Origin of the sequence: Pullulanibacillus sp. KACC 23026, assembly GCF_029094525.1 — a bacterium.
In the GTDB taxonomy this organism is placed as follows: Bacteria; Bacillota; Bacilli; order Bacillales; family Sporolactobacillaceae; genus KACC-23026.
This window is the reverse complement of record NZ_CP119107.1, coordinates 145,166-164,705: the sequence shown is the minus strand read 5'-3', so window position 1 is coordinate 164,705 and position 19,540 is coordinate 145,166. Positions and strand designations below refer to the sequence as shown.

Below are 19,540 nucleotides of genomic sequence, written 5' to 3'. Positions count from 1 at the left end.
AACGATTTGAATTATACATCTAAGAATCAATTAACTCAACCCCTTTGCTCTATAAATATTTTATCTTCGTGGGAACAGACGAGTAGAGGGGATCGAACGTGATGCTGCAAAAAGCGAAAACATGCCCTCACCTGGGTGAACACATGTTTTCTAATGAAAGGACCTTTTGAGGACGGTTGCCTCTCAAAGTCTTAATTATATTTAACTATGGAAGTCCATTCCGTTTTCTACCTTTTTAACAATTCCGGCACGTATGACGTAGTCACCAAAGTGCTCATTTTCTTGCCGTTCTTTGGCATAGCTTTCGAAAATAGGACGGAGTGTATCGAGAATTTCCTCTTCGCCAATATTTTCTTTATAAAGCTTATTCAAGCGTTCTCCGGCAAAACCGCCGCCTAAATACAAATTATATTTACCTGGTGCTTTTCCAATAAAGCCAATTTCGGCAAGCGCAGGGCGGGCGCACCCATTCGGACAGCCGGTCATTCGAATCACAATTTCTTCTTCTCTGAGACCCGTCTCTTCCAAGATCACTTCCAGCTTATCTAAAAGAGATGGGAGGTAACGTTCCGATTCTGCCATTGCTAAGCCGCAGGTTGGAAAAGCTACACAGGACATGGAGTTTTGTTTTAAAGCCGTATAATGTTTCCCATCCGTTAACCCATATTTTTTAATCAATTCATTGATTTTGGCCTTTTCTTTCGCTGAGACATTGGCAATAATCACATTTTGGTTCCCCGTTACGCGGAAGTCCCCTTTATGGACCTTCGCAATTTCACGAAGTCCTGTCATTAATTCGTAGCCTTCAACATCCTTTATTCTTCCGCTTTGAATGAACATCGTGAAATGCCACTTGCCGTCATTTTCAAGCCAACCAAGGCGATCACCGTTGTGATCAAAGTGATACTCTCTTGCTTCTTCAAGTTTCCAACCGAGGCGTTCATTCAATTCATTGGTCACCCAATCAAGACCACGTGAATCAATGGTGTACTTAAACCTTGCATGTTTTCGATCAGAACGGTTGCCAAAATCGCGCTGGATTTTAACGATGTTTTCACAAACCTCAATAATTTTATCGAGAGGACTATAGCCGATCACTCGGCCAATTTGCGGATAGGTGGTGTCATCCCCATGAGTCATCCCCATGCCGCCGCCAACTGAAATATTAAAGCCCGCAAGCTTCCCGTCTTCCAAGATCGCGATTAACCCTAGATCTTGTGAGAAAACATCGACATCATTGGTTGGAGGAACAGCCACACCAATTTTGAACTTACGAGGTAAATAAACCTCACCATAAATAGGTTCATCATCGCGTGAATCAACCACTTTTTCATGATCCAACCAGATTTCGTGATAAGCCTTAGTACGAGGAAGGAGATGATCATTAATTTTTTGCGTCCACTCCATCACTTCTGCATGAACAGCCGATTGGTAAGGATTCGGATTACACATCACGTTACGATTCACATCGCCGCATGCCGCAATGGATGTCATAACGGCCTTATTGATATCCTGCATTGTTTTTTTCAAATTTGATTTGATGATGCCATGGAATTGAATCGTTTGACGAGTCGTAAGCCGCATTGTATTGCCGCCGTAGTTCTGCCCGATCGCATCCATTTCAAGCCACTGTTGGGGTGTCAAGACGCCTCCAGGAACACGGACACGAATCATGAAGGAATAGGCAGGCTCAAGCTTCTGCCGGCGCCTTTCATTGCGCAGGTCTCGGTCATCCTGTTGGTAGCTCCCATGAAACTTAAGCAATAGATTATCTTTTTCAGAGATGGCACCAGTAATTCGATCTTCAAGCCCTTCGGCAATGGTCCCTCTTAAATAATTGCTCTCTTTTTTAATCTTTTCCATTTCACTGGGCTTTCCACCTTGGACGAGTTCTTCTTGTTTTGCCATTTGTGAAACTCCCTCCCGCTTTCTAGTAAAAGGAGGGTTCTCCCCTCCATTAGTAATTTAATAGAATTAATACACGTCACGTTGATAACGTTTCTGTTTGCGCATTTCAGTCAGGTAAGCTTCGGCTTCTTCACGTGAGAGGCCGCCTTCTTGCTCAAGAATCGAGAGGATCGTCTCATGGACATCCTTTGCCATGTGCTTCTCATCCCCGCAAATATAGACAACAGCTCCTTCTTGAAGCCATTCATAGAACTCCTTGCTCTTCTCAAGCATCCGATGCTGCACATATACTTTTTCTTCAGTATCTCTAGAGAAAGCGACATCCATGCGGGTGAGAACACCCTCACTCAACCAGCGCTGCCAATCGACTTGATAAAGAAAATCGGTTCTAAAATGCTGATCTCCAAAGAAAAGCCACGTTTTTCCTTCCGCTTCAAGTTCTTCTCTTTCCTCAAGGAAGGAACGAAACGGAGCGACACCTGTCCCGGGTCCGACCATAATAATCGGGGTGTCTGGGTTTTCAGGGAGTTTGAAATTAGGATTTTTATGCACGTACACATTGATATACTCCCCCGGTTCCGTTCGTTCAGCAATTTGTGCCGAACAGACACCGGCACGGTCCCGGCCATGGGCGGTATATCGGACCGTCCCGATTGTTAAGTGAACTTCATCAGGATTTGCTTGATAACTGCTTGCAATAGAGTAAAGACGCGGAGGCATTTTCCTTAAAATTTGAACAAACTCACTTTCCCCAAATGTCCAAGGGGCAAAGTCGCGCAGGAGATCCAGCACGTCACGCCCATCCAAATAAGTACGGAGTGCCTCTTCTTGACCTGCTTTTAATAGATCATGAAGACCGTTAGCCTCAGAGTATTGAGCTGCCTTTTCCAATAGAGGCTTCGTTAAAACGGTTATCTCAAAATGATGGAGTAAAGCTTCGCGCAGAGGAGCGGTATCCCCTTGTTTGCCGACGGTTACGGGTTCCTCTGGATTCCAATCCATCTCACTAATGATTTGATCAACCAATGGTGTGTCATTTTCAGGATAAATTCCAAGACTGTCACCCGGTTCAAAAGAAAGGCCTGAATCTTCAATCGAAAGCTCCAAATGACGCGTTTCTTTATTGGACCCTCTGCCATTTAGATTGAGGTTCTCTAATACCTCTGCTTTAAAAGGATTGGTTCTGGAATAAGCGGATGCAGCCGTGCTCGATTGGCCATTATCTTGAGCCGTTTGAGCAGCCGCTCCTTGGTTCGCTTCTCCCAATGTCTTTAAAACGCCTTCTATCCATTCAGCAGCCGGGTCATCAAAGTCGATGTCACAATCCACTCGAGGATATAAGCGTTCAGCTCCGAGTTCCTCAAGGCGTTGGTCAAAATCCTTTCCTGTTTTACAGAAGAACTCATACGAGAGATCCCCAAGAGCAAGGACGGCGAACCGAACGCCCTCAAGCTTCGGCGCTTTTCTTCCATGCAGAAATTCATGAAAAGAGATCGCATTGTCTGGCGGATCGCCTTCTCCATGTGTTGCTGTAATAATTAATAAATCTTCTACCTTCTTTAATTCTTTTGTTTTAAAATCGTCCATAGATGATAGAGCCACTTGAAATCCTCGTTCATCTAACCGCTGCTTAAGCCCTTCTGCAAGCGACTGGCAATTCCCTGTCTCAGACCCAAAAAGGATGGTAACGACGCGAGTTGCCGGCTTTGCCTGGGCGGATTCGGATTCTTGAGCCTGCAGATTAGTTGTTGTTTCTGACAGAACAGAGACGGTTGATGATTGAGGAGCAGCTGCCAAAAATCCGCTCAACCAAATTCTTTGAGTTTCCGTTAAACTTGGCAGCAGCTTGTTTAACGTATCGGCTTGCTCTTCACTAAAAGGACTATTCATGACCTTTAACTGCAAATCTATTCACCTCGCCAAAAGGATAGCTTTCTCAAATGACCACTAACTTTTAGAAAAAACAATATTATCTTTTATTAAAACCCTTATATTCCGATACGTCAACTCGGAATAATGATTTATTTACTAATTTTATTTTTCTTTATTTAAAACAAAACCGCGAATAGGTGAACATAAGACTGATTTATAGGAGTATAAATGGGAAGTGGCATTCTAAATAAAGGGGGATGTCCAAAATAAGGAAGTTAATGTCCGACCTAGCATAAAGCTAGTAAAATACTGTGGAAATAAGATTTTGCATGGGCTAGTTGGGTAACCTCGACAAAGATCTACCATGATTTGACATAAATGGACAACTCTATAGTTTTCTCAAACAAAAAACCAGCCTTTTTGATAGTCTGAGAGACTTCAAAAGGCTGGTTTTAAGTAAGGTTGTTTTAGTACATTACTACTGGAGGTATACTATTAGCGCCATACATTACTACTGGAGGCACACTACTTGCCACATGATTTCCAGTTGTAGATGCTGATTGAGTCGCAGCAAAGCCTGTTGCTACAACTGCCAAGCCAAAAACAGCAACGAGTGTAATCATTAATTTCTTCATTTTTCTTGTTCCTCCTTATTGATTAATTATTTTTAAAAAGGCATCAACCACTAGTGGATGATACCTTTCGCCACCGCATCTCACAATTTCTTCAATTGCCTCTTCTTTGGACCGAGCCTTTTGATACACCCGATCGGTCGTCATCGCATCATAAGAGTCAACCACAGATATAATGGCTGCTAACAGGTTAATCTCTGATGCCTTTAAACTATGAGGGTAACCCTTTCCATCATACCGTTCATGATGCTGTTCAATAATTTTCCCTACCTGTGCTAAGGTTGGATTACCTGTTTGTTCAAGTATTTCTCGGCCGAATGTAGTATGTGATTTAATTAGTTCCCATTCATACGGCTCCAATTTAGTTGTTTTATTTAAAACTTCTATGGGAACTTTTATTTTGCCTACATCATGGAGAAAGGACGCATTATTAAGTAAATACATTTCATACGGTGATAACTCCATCTCTTTTCCCACTTCCATAGAAAGTTCCATAATCCGCTGGCAGTGATCTGAAGTATATCCGTCCTTTTCTTCTACTTCAATAGCAAAACGAAGCAATTCCTTTATTTCCTTACTATAATGATGAAAAACTGGTTTACTACAAACATAGATAAACTCAGTATCTTCCTCAGCAATAAACATAGCAAATCCCTCTATTGGATTCCCATAAAGATGATCACCTTTCGAGAATATAAACCTATCGTCTGAGTCAACAAGTGATAGTTTTCCTTCTGTTATGTAAAGAAATTCTAGAGCCTGCCAACCTTCTTGAGGGGTCATGCCCCAGCGATGGCCTTTTTCCAAGCGGTGCCGAATAACTTCGGTTCCATCATGCGAGGACGCTAACAAGGAGACCTCTATGCCTTTCATATTTACCGTCTCAATTGCTTTGCCTTCTATGTTTAGACCCTTTAGCAACTAGGTGTCCCTCATTTCCATTTAAAGGATAGTATACCTATTTTATCATATAAGTGTCCCCAACTTATAATTTATATGAAAAAAACTAGTCTGACAACTAGGTTTTATTAAAAAAGACAAATTTTTTAATAAAGTCTATTTTTTAATGGAATTTTGTCGAATCAAGCCGATAAATTTACCTAATATTCAGGTTCGAAAATAACTTTTTCTATTAGATTATTTTTCATCACACCTAGTAGAAGTATAGGCTTCGGCAAGTAAAGTTAAAAAACACCCATGGGATCTTCTCCCATCAGGCGTCTCTTCTTTTATTCAGACTTTAAGTTTGATAGTCTCAGGTCCTTCTTCGTGAAATGCAGGTAACCCACTACTAATATTATGATAATGGTTAGCCTTAAACTAATTTGACCGTCCCCAAATCCCATACCGCCTCCGTTTTTGGGTTTAGATAACCAGTCAGAAAAAGAGGCTCCAACTGGACGGGTCATGATATAAGCAAACCAAAAGGAAAAGACTGGGGAAAAATTGGCGAAACGAACGCCCAAAGCAGGGATCATGAAAAGCACTAGAAAAAGGATGCCTGAACTCAAATAACCCAAATGGAGAGTTGAAGCAGTCATATCACCGCATGCCGTTCCAAGGGCAAAAGTTGTTAAAACCGTCAGCCAGTAAAAAAGTTCGCGCCGTTTTGTATAAATGCTGTGGATGGATAATGAATGCTCGATTCTATACCATAAATAGAAAATGATGAATAGTCCTAACATAAAGCCAATTGTTGAGATATAGTACGGGATACCAAGAACCACATGGACAGTATCTGCTGCCATGGTCCCGAAGATACTTACCATCACAACGACCAGCCAATAAATCCATGTCATATAACGTTTGACTGTGAATTGAAGCCAAAGAGAAAGGATAAGACCCAATCCCCCAAGCCCCACCGCCATTATGGGATTGATTTGTTTGACAAGGAAATCAGAAAAGACTTCTCCCATTCCCGTCGTTAGTAGTTTGGCGATCCAGAAATTAATAGTTATTTCTGGCACTTTAGTTAAGACTATTTGCCCATTATCGGTCAATGCTTCTCTTCCATCTATTTTAATCGCCATAATTGACATACCCCTTTTATTTCTAGTTTCCTACCTACTCAATTAAAAAAGGACCATTAGGAATCGGGATAAGTTCATTTAAATTTCCAATAAGTAAAGTACAAACCCGCCTTCCTTCAAGATAGAAGGAAAGCGGGCCGCTAATGAATGACTATTTTAAGGACAGCTCCCTCTCAGTTGGGGTCTGTCTCTCCTTTAAGCAGCTTTTGGAGTTTAGCTTCGAGGACTCCTTCACCGCCATATCCAAGCACTTGATCCACTATCTCTCCTTTTGAATTTAAGAAAACGGTAGTGGGGACAGGTCGAATGTGATAAAGTTCTGAAACATTACCGTCAGTGTCTAGTAATACTGGGAAAGCAAATTGGTACCGAGCTTTAAACGCCTTGACAGCTTTTATGGACCATTCCGTATCCGTCAAATTAACCGCATAAAGGTTAAACGCCCCTTTATATTGATCATAGAGCTGCGACAACTCAGGCGCTTCCATATTGCATGGGCCGCACCATGACGCCCAGAAATTAATAACAGTGGGCTTACCCTTTGTCATTTCCAAATTATAAGTCTTTCCACTAAGTGATTTTAACGAAAAGCTAGGGGCCATTGTGTGTATGTAGATATCTCCGCTCACAGGGCTAGATGGAGGAACCTTAGCTTTAAGACCTTTGGAACCTATGATTAGACACATAAGCAGCACGCTTATCACTAAGATGAGCAGTCTTTTTTTGTACATCGGCATTCTCCTAATTGCTTATTCCAATGCTCTCAAGTGACTATACAAAAGTCCTATTCATCTTAATTTGAACGTTACTCCCTTGATTTATTCAAACCTTCAACCAAAAAAACTCGATGCCTTAGAGTGGTCCTATTACAAACAAATCATGTAAACTATTCTAAATATTAAAACACAATATGCTCTTTTTTTAAGATTGAATTTTTTTAAAAGGGAGGATGACAGATTGTGGAAGAATTTTTAAAGGCGTTAACGTCTATTTCAGGTCCGTGTGGCCATGAACATGGTGTAGCAAGATTTATAGTTGATTCCGTAAAGGATTGGGTGGATGATTGGCACGTCGATGGGCTAGGAAATATCCTTGTAACAATCAAAGGAAAAAGAGAGGGATTAAAAGTCGCCATCTCAGCTCACATGGATGAGGTGGGCTTTATTGTTAAAAAGATTGAGAAAAACGGTCTTCTCCGTTTTGAGAAGCTTGGCGGGCATGATGACCGTCTTTTACTCGCTCGTAAAGTTGTCATCCAAACAAAGGAGCACGGACCTCGTTATGGCGTCATGGGAACCCTCTCAGCTCATATGGTGAAATGGGATGACCCTTCAAAGGTAAGGAATCATCGGCAGCTCTATATCGATGTAGGGGTAGATAATGCTGAAGACGTGCAGAAGCTCGGTATTGGGGTGGGTGATTTCATTACATATGAAACGGAAATGCAGGCATTCGGCAATCACCGATTAATTGGGAAAAGCTTTGATGATCGTGCAGGCTGCGCCGTTCTATATGAAACATTAAAACAGTTAAACCGTGAGACTTTAGAAGGCACTGTATATGGTATTTTTTCTGTCCAAGAAGAAGTGGGACTACGAGGTGCCAGAACAGCGGCTTATCAATTAGAACCTGATGTCTCCCTTGCCATTGATACCACCGCAGTAAGCGATACTCCCGAAGAAATGATGGACCATTCATTGGCCCTTGGTGAAGGACCTGGGATAAAGGTCATGGATTTTAGTTTAATTGCTAGCGTCCACGTTAGAAGAAAACTTGAAGAGGTTGCCCAAAAAGCAGGAATTCCCTACCAATTAGAGGTATTCCCTGGTATCGGAACCGACGCAGGTGAAATGCATACCTCAAAGCAAGGGGTTCCTACGGGTGTTTTATCCATTCCTTCACGTTACGCACACTCAGCTGTTGAAGTGATTGACCTTGAGGATCTCCGAAATACACAGGCACTGCTTCAAGCTTTCTTAGAAACGCCTAAAACCAAAAAGGACTTCCAATTTCTCAAATGAATGCAACGAACGGTTCACAAAAACACACAGCCTTTTGCTCTTGGCTGTGTGTTTATTTTTAAGACTATTTCCCTGCATTTGAATTTAATCAGACTTATTTGTTTTGATTTTTTGAATCATTTATCTCATCTATAATACTAAATTGTTTTGTTTGAAGAGCGACGTCGATGAGAACATTTTCAGCCTCTTTGGAGAAGTCTTCTGTTGTATCGGCATCCGTTAATGGTTGAATATCCTGTTCGACGACCCAATAATTTTTCTTTATAGATGGAACCCGAATTAAATACTTATAGGCAATATCAACGCGCCGATTATAAGCAATGATGTAGGCTTCTTTCCCAATAGGCATGTCCAAATTTAAAATGTCTGACACGATTTTAACTCTGGTCATCAATGGAAGCACCTGACCTCACCTCTCACTCTCATTCTTAAACTTTACTAATTGGTCAAGTTGGATGGTTTAACAAATGCAAACCGATTAGCCCTGTCCTGATCACACCAAATTCGATACAAAGCGGCTAACACTATTAATTTAACCCAGTCATAAAAAGGATGCAAGATTCTTGTTTTCAACTCAGGAACCATCCGAACCGTTTGAAAGATTATCTGCCAAAGTTATGGATATTCATTTGATATCCCGTTACAAGTATACTATGAATCTTTTTCTTGAAAGTTTCCTTTCGAGCCAGCAAACGACTCATTGTGTATTTTTTTAACATATTAGGAATAATTTTTTAATAATGTAACGATTTATGAAAAATATTTTTTGAAATTTTAATAAATTAATACTTGCGAAATTTTAGAAAAATGTATAGAATTTTTTTAACCAATCCGAAATAAAGCACACCTTTGCATTTATGCTATTGAAATCAGGACCGAATAATTAACTCGTTAACATTAAACCATCTAATAAATCTCAAGAACTGGTCTTATTCAGTCAGCAATCTTATACATACTTAATCTGCAGGGGGGATCTAACATGTCAACGTTATTGAAAGTTAATAATCTTAAAACCTATTTCAAATCAAAAAAAGAGGTGACACCTGCTGTCGATGGTGTAGACTTTTCCATTAAAAAAGGAGAGACCGTTGCCTTAGTTGGTGAATCAGGATGCGGAAAGAGCATGACTTCTCTATCCATTATGAAGCTCGTCCCAACTCCTGGGGGTGAAATTGTCGATGGTGAGATTTGGTTGGAAGATACCAATCTTGTTAAAACCTCCGAAGGGAAAATGTGCAAAATACGCGGCAAGGACATCTCAATGATTTTTCAAGAACCGATGACATCCCTTAACCCTGTTTTAACTATTGGCGAACAGATTATTGAAGTGTTGAGGTATCATCAAAAAATCCCCCGGGCTCAAGCACGCCAAAAGGCCATTGAACTTCTAGAAATGGTTGGATTTTCAAGGGCTGAATCCTTAGTAGATGAATACCCTCATAAACTATCAGGCGGAATGAGACAACGGGTTATGATTGCCATAGCCATGAGTTGTAACCCTAAGCTCTTAATTGCAGACGAACCGACAACCGCCTTAGATGTAACCATTCAGGCCCAAATTCTTGAACTCATGAAAGATTTGACCAAGAAATTCAATACCTCTATTCTCCTTATTACACACGATCTTGGTGTGGTATCAGAGCTCGCCGAACGGGTTATTGTCATGTATGCTGGCCAAGTCGTTGAAGAAGCGGAAATCGCCAATTTGTTTGCCAAGCCTTTGCATCCATACACAGAAGGCCTTATTAATTCTGTTCCTTCCCTCGATGGGGAAATCAAAAGGCTGGAATCTATTCCTGGCAACGTTCCATCACCGAACGCCTTACCAGCAGGCTGCCGCTTCGCACCTCGCTGCAAGAAGGCCTTTGGGAAATGCTTCGAATCCCAACCTGAACTCAAAACGATGGGACCTAACCGCTCTGTACGCTGTTTCTTATACGACCAAGTGGAGGTGACCGCGAAATGACGACAGAAACACAGACTTCACAAGAAAATGGCCTTGGTAGCAATCAGGATTATCTTCTCGAAGTCAACGATTTAAAGAAACATTTCCCTATCAAATCCGGTGTCATGAGAAAAACGGTTGGACAAGTAAAAGCAGTGGATGGGTTTTCGTTAAAGGTTAAAAAAGGGGAAACGGTTGGAATTGTCGGAGAATCCGGCTGTGGAAAATCAACTGCCGGGCGATCCATTATTCGCCTTTATGAACCAACAGACGGACAAATTATCTTTAAGGGAAAAGATATTTCACATGCCTCTGAAAATGACCTTAGAAAAACCGTTCGCCGTGATATTCAAATGATATTCCAGGATCCCTACGCCTCCTTAAATCCAAGAAAAACCTTAGAAAAAACGTTGATGGAGCCTCTCCACACCCACAATATTCTTAATAATCGGAAAGAAAGGGAGCAACGCGTACAGGAACTGCTTGAAACGGTTGGTCTTAACTCTAGTTTTATGAACCGATACCCTCATGAATTTTCGGGCGGTCAGCGCCAACGGATTGGCATTGCACGTGCGCTTGCCCTTCGTCCGGATCTCATCATTGCCGATGAAGCCGTCTCAGCACTCGACGTCTCCATCCAGGCTCAAATTGTTAATCTGATGCAGGATCTTCAGAAAGACTTTGATCTCACCTACCTATTTATCTCGCATGATCTTAGCATTGTCCGTCATATCAGTGATCGCGTTGCTGTTATGTATCTCGGAAAAATGATGGAGGTTGCACCTAAAGATTCACTTTATAGCAATCCGTTACACCCCTATACGCAAGCCTTACTTTCTGCGGTCCCTGTGCCTATGAAAGAAGGGGTTGCTAAGAAAGAGCGAATTGTCTTGAAAGGGGAATTGCCGAGTCCCGCCAACCCTCCAAGCGGCTGTGTGTTCCATACACGTTGTCCAATGGCGATGGATATTTGCCGAGAAGTGATCCCTGCCTTTAAAGAAAAATCAACTGAGCATTTTGTCGCTTGTCATCTCTACTCTTGATGATAAGTGCTACATAATGAATTGACTTGAGAGGGGGGAAGGATGGACAGAAGTTCGTCTAATAGGCTGTTAGTTTTTGCATCCATTTTATCTCATTTTAATTTAGGGGAGGGTTTCATTTGAAGAAGAGTCGTTCACTTATACTCTTATTATCTATCGTTGTTGTCCTGTCACTCGTCTTAAGCGCTTGTGGCAGCACAAGTAAAACAAGCAGTCAAACGGACACTAAAAACACGGATTCAACTAAAACAAGTTCTGGAAAGCCGCAAGACGGCGGTGACCTCATTGTCGGTTCGATCGGTTCTCCAACTACATTTAACCCTTACTATTCTACTGATATACCAAGCGGTGATATTGAAGGCTTTATCTTTAATGGTCTCACAACGGTGGATAAAAACCTAAAACCCGTCGGTGACTTAGCAAAAAGCTGGGATGTTTCATCAGATGGCTTAACTTACACGTTCCATTTAAAATCAGGCGTCAAATGGCAAGACGGAAAGCCTTTCACAGCTGATGACGTCGTATTCTCTTATAACATTCCTAGAAGCAAAGATTACACGGGGGCGCGGGGTTCTGATTTTGAACAAATCAAAGACATCAAGGCTCTCGATTCTTCAACGGTCCAAATTACTTTAAAGGAACCCTATGCACCATTTCTAACGACAACATGTTCCTATGGGATTTTACCTAAACACATTTTAGGGGATGTGCCTATTAAAGAAATGGATAAGGCTGACTTCAACACGAAAGACCCAATTGGTACCGGTCCATATAAGTTTGTTGAATGGAAAGACGGTCAATATGTAAAGGTTGAAAAGAACCCCGACTACTTTGATGGTCCGGCTCACATCAACACGATCACTTACAAAATCGTCCCAGATGCCAACGCCCTTTTAACCCAATTCCAAGCTGGCGATATTGATTATATGGATCTTCAATCAACAGACCTCGCAACCGGCCAAAATCTTGTCCAGCAAGGTAAAGCTAAAATCCAAACAACCTTAGCTCTTGACTACACATTCATTGGTTATAATGAGCAGAATCCTTTGTTCAAAGATCCTAAAGTACGCCAAGCCTTAACTTATGCATTAGATCGTAATAAAATAATTAAATCCGTTTTAAACGGGGATGGCAAAATCGCCAACACACCTGGATCTCCACTTGAAAAATGGGCATACAATCCAGATGTCCCTTCTTTTGACTATAACCCGGCGAAAGCTAAGAAACTTCTGGCCGAAGCAGGTTGGAAGCCTGGTCCAGATGGCATATTAGAAAAAGACGGTAAGAAATTCTCTTTCACTATTAAAACGAACCAAGGGAATACAGCACGTGAGCAAATTGCTCAAGTTGCTCAGCAAATGTGGAAACAAATTGGTGTGGAAGCCACTCCAAAAATTGAAGAGTGGAGTGCCTTTATTCAAGAAGTTACGACAAAACCATGGAAGTTCGATGCCTGTATCTTAGGCTGGTCTCTTAGTGTTGACCCAGATCCAACAGCAATCTTTGCTTCCTCACAAGCTGAAAATGGTCTCAACTTTGTCCATTACTCAGACCCGGCAATGGATAAATTAATGGCAGAAAACACATCCATTACTGATCAAACGAAGCGCGGAGAAGTCATTAAGCAAATTCAAGCTGGTATTGCTCAAGATCAACCTTATTCCTTCTTGTACTATCCAAATGCGCACATCATGTACAATCCTAAGCTACAAAATGTTCAACAGCTCTCAGCAGCTGACTACTACCACATCAAAGATTGGTGGATTAAACAAAACTAATGCTCAGGCTTGGAACGGGGAGGTTCTTCCTTCCCGTTTCCAACTTCCATTAGCCTGATTCTAGGAGGCGATCGACTTGGCATCATACATCATCCGACGCATTTTGGTGGCGATCCCGTTATTACTTGGCATATCCATTATCTCTTTTGCAATCATTCATTTAGCACCGGGTGACCCTACCTCTTTATTAATGGATCCGCATATTAAACCATCAGATCGTGTAGCTTTTATCCATGCCTATGGACTTGATCAACCCGTCTACATTCAATACTTCAAATGGTTATGGCAGATGTTGCAAGGGAATTTTGGTGACTCACTTATTCACCAAGGCGTAACAGTAAGCAGTTTAATACTCAGTCGACTCCCTAACACACTGCTTTTAATGGTGGTATCTGCTCTTCTTGCCTTTATCATCTCAATTCCATTTGGCATTCTATCTGCAACACGGCCTTATACCATAACAGATTACACCGTTACAACGGTTTCTTTTCTTGGTATTGCAACACCTAACTTTTGGATCGGCCTTGTCCTTCTTATGTTCTTTGCCGTTCAGCACCCGATTTTCCCAGCCGGCGGTGTCCAAACTTTGAATGCACCGTTTAGCATTTGGGATCGAATCCATCACCTCATCCTCCCTGCTTTTGTGCTGGCAACAGCCGATATGGCTGGTCTAACACGCTATTCGCGCTCAAGCATGATTGAAGTATTAAGACAGGACTACATTCGTACAGCCCGAGCAAAAGGCTTTAGAGGAAGTCGAGTTGTGTATAAGCATGGTCTTCGAAATAGTCTCATGCCCGTTATTACGATTATCGGTTTGATTATCCCTTCCTTTATTGGCGGTGCGGTAGTTGTCGAGTCTATCTTTAACTGGCCTGGAATTGGTCTTTTGTTCCTTGATGCCGCCTTCCAACGAGATTATCCTGTCATCATGGCACTTACTATGATTTCTGCAACACTTGTTGTCATAGGTAACCTCATTGCTGATATTCTTTATGCGATTGTCGACCCACGAATTGAGTATTAAAGGAGGACATTTCCATGGCACAGCTTGAACCGAAACTAACTAACAACACACTACCCACTCCGTTAAACACCGTAACAATCAAGAAACCAGAAACGATGTTAAAAATTTCAGTGAGAAAGTTCATGAGAAATAAGTTGGCCGTTCTTGGGTCTATCATTATATTAATTATCGTGTTGGCTGCTATTTTTGCCCCGTTTTTAACTCATCATTCCCCTGACCATCAAGAGCTTTTGGATAAACTGGCTAAGCCAAGCAAAAAATATTGGTTAGGAACGGATTCATTAGGGCGTGACACCTTTGCAAGACTTTTATACGGAGCACGGATATCTTTACTGGTAAGTTTCGGATCGGTTATCGGTATAATCGTAATTGGAACAGTCATTGGAGCGGTTGCAGGCTATTTTGGCGGTTGGATCGATGCTCTATTAATGCGCTTTGTTGATATCATCATTTCCTTCCCCTCTTTATTTCTATTAATTACGCTTGTTACCATTTTTCAAGGCAGTCTATTAACACTCATTATTGTCTTTGCCTTATTTAGCTGGACCGGGACAGCCCGACTCGTTCGCGGTGAATTTCTTACCCTTCGAACACGAGAGTTCGTCCTAGCGGCAAAAACCATGGGTGTAAAAAGCTCTAAAATTATTTTCTCTCACATCTTACCAAATGCAATCGGTCCAATTATTGTTTCGGCTACCCTCCAAATCGGGTATGTCATCTTGGCAGAAGCCACCCTTAGCTTCCTAGGTCTAGGTATTCAGCCCCCAACACCAAGCTGGGGAAATATGCTGCAAGATGCCCAAAATATAACAATTATGCTAACGGCATGGTGGTATCCATTATTTCCTGGAATTATGATCTTCTTAACCGTTCTTTCCTTCAACTTCATAGGAGATGGACTAAGAGATGCCTTTGATCCGAAGATGATTGAATAACTATTGGCTGAATACTCATCTCTCGCTATAATTTAAACGTATATTCTAAGAAATTATAAAAAGAGTTGAGAGGTGACCTATTATTGAAACAAGACATTTTGGATGACTTAGACAAGGGAATTGTACATCTACTTTCAAAGGACGGACGAATGTCCTTCTCTGAGATGGCTGAGCGTCTTGAAGTAACTGAGAAAACGATCCGGACGCGTTTCAAAAATTTAATTGATAACGACATCCTAAAGGTAACGGGGGTAGTCAACCCTATATCACTAGGTATTAAGGTGGTTGCTATCAGTCAAATGAGTGTCGCTAATACCCATTTACAAGAAGTAAGAGAAGCTCTGGTCAAACACCCAGCCATTCGCTTTGTGACGATGACATCTGGGGAATACCAGCTTTTAATCCAGTCCTTTCACTCAACCTACGATGAATTGACTGAATTTATCAAAGAGCTTCACATGATCAACCATATTACCAAAACAAATGTCATCGTTCAGTTTGAAGTCTATAAGAACACATTTGAATATGTTTGAGTTTGATTACCGCCAATCAATCGCCTTCTAAAATAAAAAGACCTACACTAATAGCAGAAACTAGTGCAGGTCTTTCTATTTGTGAAGAAAACAAGGGTCTACTGACTGTATTACCACATTCCTTTTTTATTTTACCCTTAGTCGCTCCCCCACCTTGATTAGATCAGGATCTTGAAGGTGATTCCAGCTCATTAATTGCTGAATGGTTGTATGGTACGTTGCTGCGATTCCAGATAAAGTGTCCCCTTTTTCGACCGTATAATACTTTGGAGAGTCCGTATTAGCCTTTGATCCAGGCAACTTCAGCTTCTGACCGGCTTGGATATAATCAGGGTTCTGTATCGAATTTAAAGCCATTAACTCTTTTATGGTTGTATGAAACTCCGCCGCGATCTTTGATAAGGTGTCTCCCTTTTTCACGGTATAATAGCTCGGCTCAGAGGAACCTGCTTTTGATGAACTAGTTTTAGTGGCTTTCAGCTTAATTTTCTGGCCGACATAGATTAAGTCGGGGTTTTCTATTCCATTGAGCTTTACCAACTTTTGAACGGTTGTTCCGAATTTCGCAGCTATGGCATTTAATGTGTCGCCTTGCTTTACAACATAAGTGGTTGGAGTAGCCTTTGAGGATTTCTTTGAAGGTTCCTTGGTGGATTCCTTTGAGGGTTGGGCAGTTGAACTTGACGAACGGGTTCCGCTTCCAGAACTTGCAGGGGTCTTACGCCATGCTCCCTTTCCGTCTAGAACCTCATTATAGTCCACAGACACACCTGCCAAAGTCCTATCCTGACTGTATTGCAGGATACTTATGAACTTAGCCTGCTGCCCTCGTGACCAAGACGTCGTTTGCCAATAAAAATCACAAGCCTTCTCGCTATACAGATGATTCAACACCGTATAGGAACCGTAAACCCCTATCTTATAAGAACCTTTAAGCCCTACTTTGACTCCAGAGAAGTACTCAGAAATCGCCGTTAATGCATCACCTTGTGCATCAAAATCAACCGCGAAAAAAATCGCACTCCCCGTCGGTTGACCTAATGATTGGGCAAAAGAATAAGCATTCTGAGCATCTGATATACCCTTTGCTTTCGTAAAATAATCCGCATAAGTGGGGTTGGTCTCCCATATACTCACAATGCTGAGTCCTTCGTCAATTATAGTTTTAGCTTCCTCTCGATCTATAGACTTCCAACTGTCTCCAAGGTAACGCCCTATATATTTAATCCCTTCTGATTTTAACTTTGAGATTGATGAGGCATTTAAACGTGTCGAACAATCAATTCCATTTAATTTCGGCACAAAAATCATCCTTTCCAAAATGATTACTGTTATTTTATGGAAAGAATGGACTGAGCGTTTCTCTTTTTGTAAAAATTAGACACCTTAGCCTCCTGCGTTGTCATCCTGGAATGGCCGTAAATTCCCATAGAAGCAGAAAAGCCCGATTTCAATTAAATCAGGCTTTTCGGATTGGTCTTATTTTATTGTAGAAAAGGAAAACGTTGTGGATGTGCGATAGACATCGCCTTTTTCTAATACACAGGATTCAAAGTTAGGGTGATGAATCGCATCAGGAGGACCTTGGGTTTCAAAGCAAATGCCTAAGTATTGTTTCGATTGAACGCCTCGAATCGTTAAATCATCCCCCATGGTGGAGCTTGAATAGACCACTACACACGGCTGGTCCGTTTCGACCGTCAGTTTACGACCGCTTGCCTCATCAACCAAAACAATTTCCTCGTTATGATTCTCAGAAAGCTGAAATGGATGATCATAGCCGTTCCCTACTTTAAGCTGCGGATGGTCTTCTTTAATATCCGCTCCGATTTGCTTCCCATTCTGGAAATCAAACGGTGTTCCTTCAACACTTAAAAGCTTGCCTGTCGGGAGCAATTCTTCATCCAGTTCATAAAACGCATGGCTTTTAAGCGTTAATTCCTGATCTAAAATATCCCGTTTTAAATCCCCGCTTAAATTAAAATAAGAATGGTTGGTGACATTTAAAAGGGTGGTTTGATCCGTTTCTCCCTCATAATCAATTCTAAAACAGTTATCATTGGTTAATGTATAAGTAACGGTCATCTTAACTGTCCCAGGATACCCTTCTTCACCATCTGGACTTGTATAAGTGAATACCAGTCCAACTGACTCTTCTTTCTCAAACGGGCTTGCCTGCCAGACGACATCACTAAAGCCTTTAATTCCTCCATGAAGGTGGTTCGGGGATTCATTTTTAGCTAACTGATAGACTTGATCACCCAGCTTAAAAGAGGCCCCTTTTATTCGACCTGCCACGCGGCCGACAACCGCTCCAAAATAAGGCGAGTCGTGAAGGTATTCTTCAAGATGGTCATAGCCCAAAACAATATTTTCAAATTCCCCTTCCCGGTCCGGTACAAGGATCTTCGTAATAATACAGCCATAGTTAATGCAAGTCATCGCCATCCCATTATTATTCTCGAGTGTATAACTCATCACTGTTTCTTGACCTAACTGACCAAAAACTTCTGATAAAACCTTCATATCCAGTCTCCCTTAATTAAACTTGTCTCATTCTATCATTTTAGTCCTTTTCGGCCTCTACTGCTAGATTCAACTTTCGAAAAACTCTATAAAAATCAATTGGATTGTTTTTCTAATTCAAGCACGCCTGGTCCTGCTTCACACATATAAAAGGTAGGGGTTAAACCCGTCCTGTTAAAATAGGCTTCTTGAACCTGCTGCTCAAAGGCGTCTAATTGATTCGAATTGACGAGACTCACCGTACAACCACCGAAGCCTGCTCCTGTCATTCTTGTCCCGATACAGCCCGGAGCAGCTTTTTGCGACTCAAACAAAGCATCAAGCTCTGCACCCGTCACTTCATAATCATCACGAAGCGAAAGATGAGAAGCAATCATTAATTGACCGAACGCTTCTAATTGGTCTTCTTTTAAATACTGTGCTGCCAGAAGAACTCTGTTGTCCTCTGTCACAACATGTCTGACACGCTTTTTAATAAGAGGTTCTTTAATAGTCCCCTCAAGCTCTTCAAATAATTCTAGCGATAAATCCCCTAAACAAGTCAAACCAGCCTTAACCTGCTGAAGTTCTGCCAATCCCTTTTCACATTCTTGCCTGCGTTCATTATATTTCGAATCCGCCAAACCTCTGCGTTTATTCGTATTCGTTATCACGATTTTATAATCGCCTAAATTCAGTGGAATCATTTCCAGTTCAAAGGACTTACAATTAAGTAAAATGGCTTGATTTGCCTTTCCAAAGCCAACAGCGGTTTGATCCATAATCCCTGTATTGACGCCTATAAAACGGTTTTCCATGCGCTGGCACAAAAAGGCAAGTTCTTTGGTCGAGATAGAAAAATCAACGAGCTGAGAGAGTCCGTAAGCGGTTACCATTCCAATCGAAGCAGAGGACGACAGGCCCGCCCCATTGGGAAGGTTACCGTGATATAAAAGATCCGCTCCTGCAAGCGGCACCCCCAATTCGAGCAATTCCTTAATAATTCCCTTAGGATAATTGCCCCAATCATCATTGGGATCATTAACAATTAGCGACTGATCGATCTCCACTTGATTACCTGGGAAATTGTCACTTTTCATCACATATTTGGAATCATTGCGTTTTCTTACTGCCATATAAGTGCCTAAGGTTATGGCAGCTGGAAAGACATATCCGCCGTTATAATCGGTATGCTCTCCAATCAAATTAACTCTTCCCGGTGCAAAGAACAGACGCACAGGCTGGTCGCTCTCCCCAAAATACTCCTGGAAATTCTGTAAGAGTGATTTTTCAATGGATTGTGTCACAAGA

17 protein-coding genes are annotated in these 19,540 nt (G+C 41.6%); 7 read left to right on the top strand and 10 right to left on the bottom strand.

Features of this window, described 5'->3' with window-relative positions:
- Window positions 1-201: 201 nt before the first annotated feature.
- The 6 genes from cysI to PU629_RS00740 all read right to left on the bottom strand — a co-directional run bounded on the left by cysI (window position 202) and on the right by PU629_RS00740 (window position 7,173).
- Complete coding sequence (gene cysI / locus PU629_RS00765) at window positions 202-1,908, bottom strand: assimilatory sulfite reductase (NADPH) hemoprotein subunit (RefSeq protein ID WP_275282353.1); 1,707 nt, start codon at window positions 1,906-1,908, stop codon at window positions 202-204.
- 66 nt (window positions 1,909-1,974) lie between these two features.
- Window positions 1,975-3,813 carry an assimilatory sulfite reductase (NADPH) flavoprotein subunit gene (locus tag PU629_RS00760; RefSeq protein WP_275282352.1) on the bottom strand — a complete coding sequence of 613 codons (1,839 nt, stop codon included), beginning with the start codon at window positions 3,811-3,813 and terminating at the stop codon, window positions 1,975-1,977.
- Window positions 3,814-4,247: 434 nt separating this feature from the next.
- Entirely contained in the window at window positions 4,248-4,415 is a 168-nt protein-coding gene (locus PU629_RS00755) for a hypothetical protein (RefSeq protein ID WP_275282351.1), read from the bottom strand.
- A gap of 15 nt (window positions 4,416-4,430) precedes the next feature.
- Window positions 4,431-5,333, bottom strand: coding sequence for an HD domain-containing phosphohydrolase (locus PU629_RS00750; protein WP_275282350.1), 903 nt, complete (start codon window positions 5,331-5,333; stop codon window positions 4,431-4,433).
- A gap of 308 nt (window positions 5,334-5,641) precedes the next feature.
- Window positions 5,642-6,442 carry a COG4705 family protein gene (locus PU629_RS00745; RefSeq protein WP_275282349.1) on the bottom strand — a complete coding sequence of 267 codons (801 nt, stop codon included), beginning with the start codon at window positions 6,440-6,442 and terminating at the stop codon, window positions 5,642-5,644.
- Window positions 6,443-6,615: 173 nt separating this feature from the next.
- On the bottom strand, window positions 6,616-7,173 hold the full coding sequence (locus PU629_RS00740) for a TlpA family protein disulfide reductase (RefSeq protein WP_275282348.1): 558 nt from the start codon (window positions 7,171-7,173) through the stop codon (window positions 6,616-6,618).
- A gap of 228 nt (window positions 7,174-7,401) precedes the next feature.
- On the opposite strand from PU629_RS00740, the gene PU629_RS00735 reads away from it, so the two are divergent.
- A complete protein-coding gene (locus PU629_RS00735; protein WP_275282347.1) occupies window positions 7,402-8,463 on the top strand; it encodes a M42 family metallopeptidase in 1,062 nt (353 codons plus the stop codon).
- Between the two features lie 94 nt (window positions 8,464-8,557).
- On the opposite strand, the gene PU629_RS00730 is transcribed toward PU629_RS00735, so the two are convergent.
- The gene (locus PU629_RS00730; RefSeq protein WP_275282346.1) at window positions 8,558-8,854 is read right to left on the bottom strand and encodes a hypothetical protein; all 297 of its coding nucleotides are present in this window, start codon (window positions 8,852-8,854) and stop codon (window positions 8,558-8,560) included.
- 588 nt (window positions 8,855-9,442) lie between these two features.
- Between PU629_RS00730 and PU629_RS00725 the strand changes: the two genes are divergently transcribed.
- The 6 genes from PU629_RS00725 (at window position 9,443) to PU629_RS00700 (ending at window position 15,724) form a co-directional block, all read left to right on the top strand.
- Window positions 9,443-10,429: an ABC transporter ATP-binding protein gene (locus tag PU629_RS00725; RefSeq protein WP_275282345.1), complete on the top strand. Its 987-nt coding sequence runs from the start codon at window positions 9,443-9,445 to the stop codon at window positions 10,427-10,429.
- Window positions 10,426-11,451, top strand: coding sequence for an ABC transporter ATP-binding protein (locus tag PU629_RS00720; protein ID WP_275282344.1), 1,026 nt, complete (start codon window positions 10,426-10,428; stop codon window positions 11,449-11,451). Before PU629_RS00725 ends, PU629_RS00720 begins: the two co-directional genes overlap by 4 nt.
- A 119-nt stretch (window positions 11,452-11,570) precedes the next feature.
- On the top strand, window positions 11,571-13,229 hold the full coding sequence (locus PU629_RS00715; protein WP_275282343.1) for a peptide-binding protein: 1,659 nt from the start codon (window positions 11,571-11,573) through the stop codon (window positions 13,227-13,229).
- Between the two features lie 76 nt (window positions 13,230-13,305).
- Complete coding sequence (locus PU629_RS00710; RefSeq protein WP_275282342.1) at window positions 13,306-14,256, top strand: ABC transporter permease; 951 nt, start codon at window positions 13,306-13,308, stop codon at window positions 14,254-14,256.
- 95 nt (window positions 14,257-14,351) lie between these two features.
- The gene (gene opp4C / locus PU629_RS00705) at window positions 14,352-15,191 is read left to right on the top strand and encodes an oligopeptide ABC transporter permease (protein ID WP_275284527.1); all 840 of its coding nucleotides are present in this window, start codon (window positions 14,352-14,354) and stop codon (window positions 15,189-15,191) included.
- Window positions 15,192-15,274: 83 nt separating this feature from the next.
- Window positions 15,275-15,724, top strand: a complete 450-nt coding sequence (locus PU629_RS00700) for an Lrp/AsnC family transcriptional regulator (protein ID WP_275282341.1) — start codon at window positions 15,275-15,277, stop codon at window positions 15,722-15,724.
- Between the two features lie 126 nt (window positions 15,725-15,850).
- Here the strand turns inward: PU629_RS00700 and PU629_RS00695 are convergent, their stop codons facing one another.
- The 3 genes from PU629_RS00695 to PU629_RS00685 form a co-directional block, all read right to left on the bottom strand.
- On the bottom strand, window positions 15,851-17,026 hold the full coding sequence (locus tag PU629_RS00695; protein WP_275282340.1) for a LysM peptidoglycan-binding domain-containing protein: 1,176 nt from the start codon (window positions 17,024-17,026) through the stop codon (window positions 15,851-15,853).
- A 177-nt stretch (window positions 17,027-17,203) separates the two neighbouring features.
- The gene (locus PU629_RS00690) at window positions 17,204-18,250 is read right to left on the bottom strand and encodes an aldose epimerase family protein (protein WP_275282339.1); all 1,047 of its coding nucleotides are present in this window, start codon (window positions 18,248-18,250) and stop codon (window positions 17,204-17,206) included.
- Between the two features lie 95 nt (window positions 18,251-18,345).
- Window positions 18,346-19,536, bottom strand: coding sequence for a galactokinase (locus PU629_RS00685; protein ID WP_275282338.1), 1,191 nt, complete (start codon window positions 19,534-19,536; stop codon window positions 18,346-18,348).
- Window positions 19,537-19,540 lie beyond the last annotated feature (4 nt).

What these genes read in the sequence shown, in the direction of transcription:
- cysI (WP_275282353.1), bottom strand. Translation starts at nt 1,908, where the DNA reads ATGGCAAAACAAGAAGAACTCGTCCAAGGTGGAAAGCCCAGTGAAATG.
- PU629_RS00755 (WP_275282351.1), bottom strand. Translation starts at nt 4,415, where the DNA reads ATGAAGAAATTAATGATTACACTCGTTGCTGTTTTTGGCTTGGCAGTT.
- PU629_RS00745 (WP_275282349.1), bottom strand. Translation starts at nt 6,442, where the DNA reads ATGGCGATTAAAATAGATGGAAGAGAAGCATTGACCGATAATGGGCAA.
- PU629_RS00740 (WP_275282348.1), bottom strand. Translation starts at nt 7,173, where the DNA reads ATGTACAAAAAAAGACTGCTCATCTTAGTGATAAGCGTGCTGCTTATG.
- PU629_RS00730 (WP_275282346.1), bottom strand. Translation starts at nt 8,854, where the DNA reads ATGACCAGAGTTAAAATCGTGTCAGACATTTTAAATTTGGACATGCCT.
- PU629_RS00725 (WP_275282345.1), top strand. Translation starts at nt 9,443, where the DNA reads ATGTCAACGTTATTGAAAGTTAATAATCTTAAAACCTATTTCAAATCA.
- PU629_RS00720 (WP_275282344.1), top strand. Translation starts at nt 10,426, where the DNA reads ATGACGACAGAAACACAGACTTCACAAGAAAATGGCCTTGGTAGCAAT.
- opp4C (WP_275284527.1), top strand. Translation starts at nt 14,352, where the DNA reads ATGTTAAAAATTTCAGTGAGAAAGTTCATGAGAAATAAGTTGGCCGTT.
- PU629_RS00690 (WP_275282339.1), bottom strand. Translation starts at nt 18,250, where the DNA reads ATGAAGGTTTTATCAGAAGTTTTTGGTCAGTTAGGTCAAGAAACAGTG.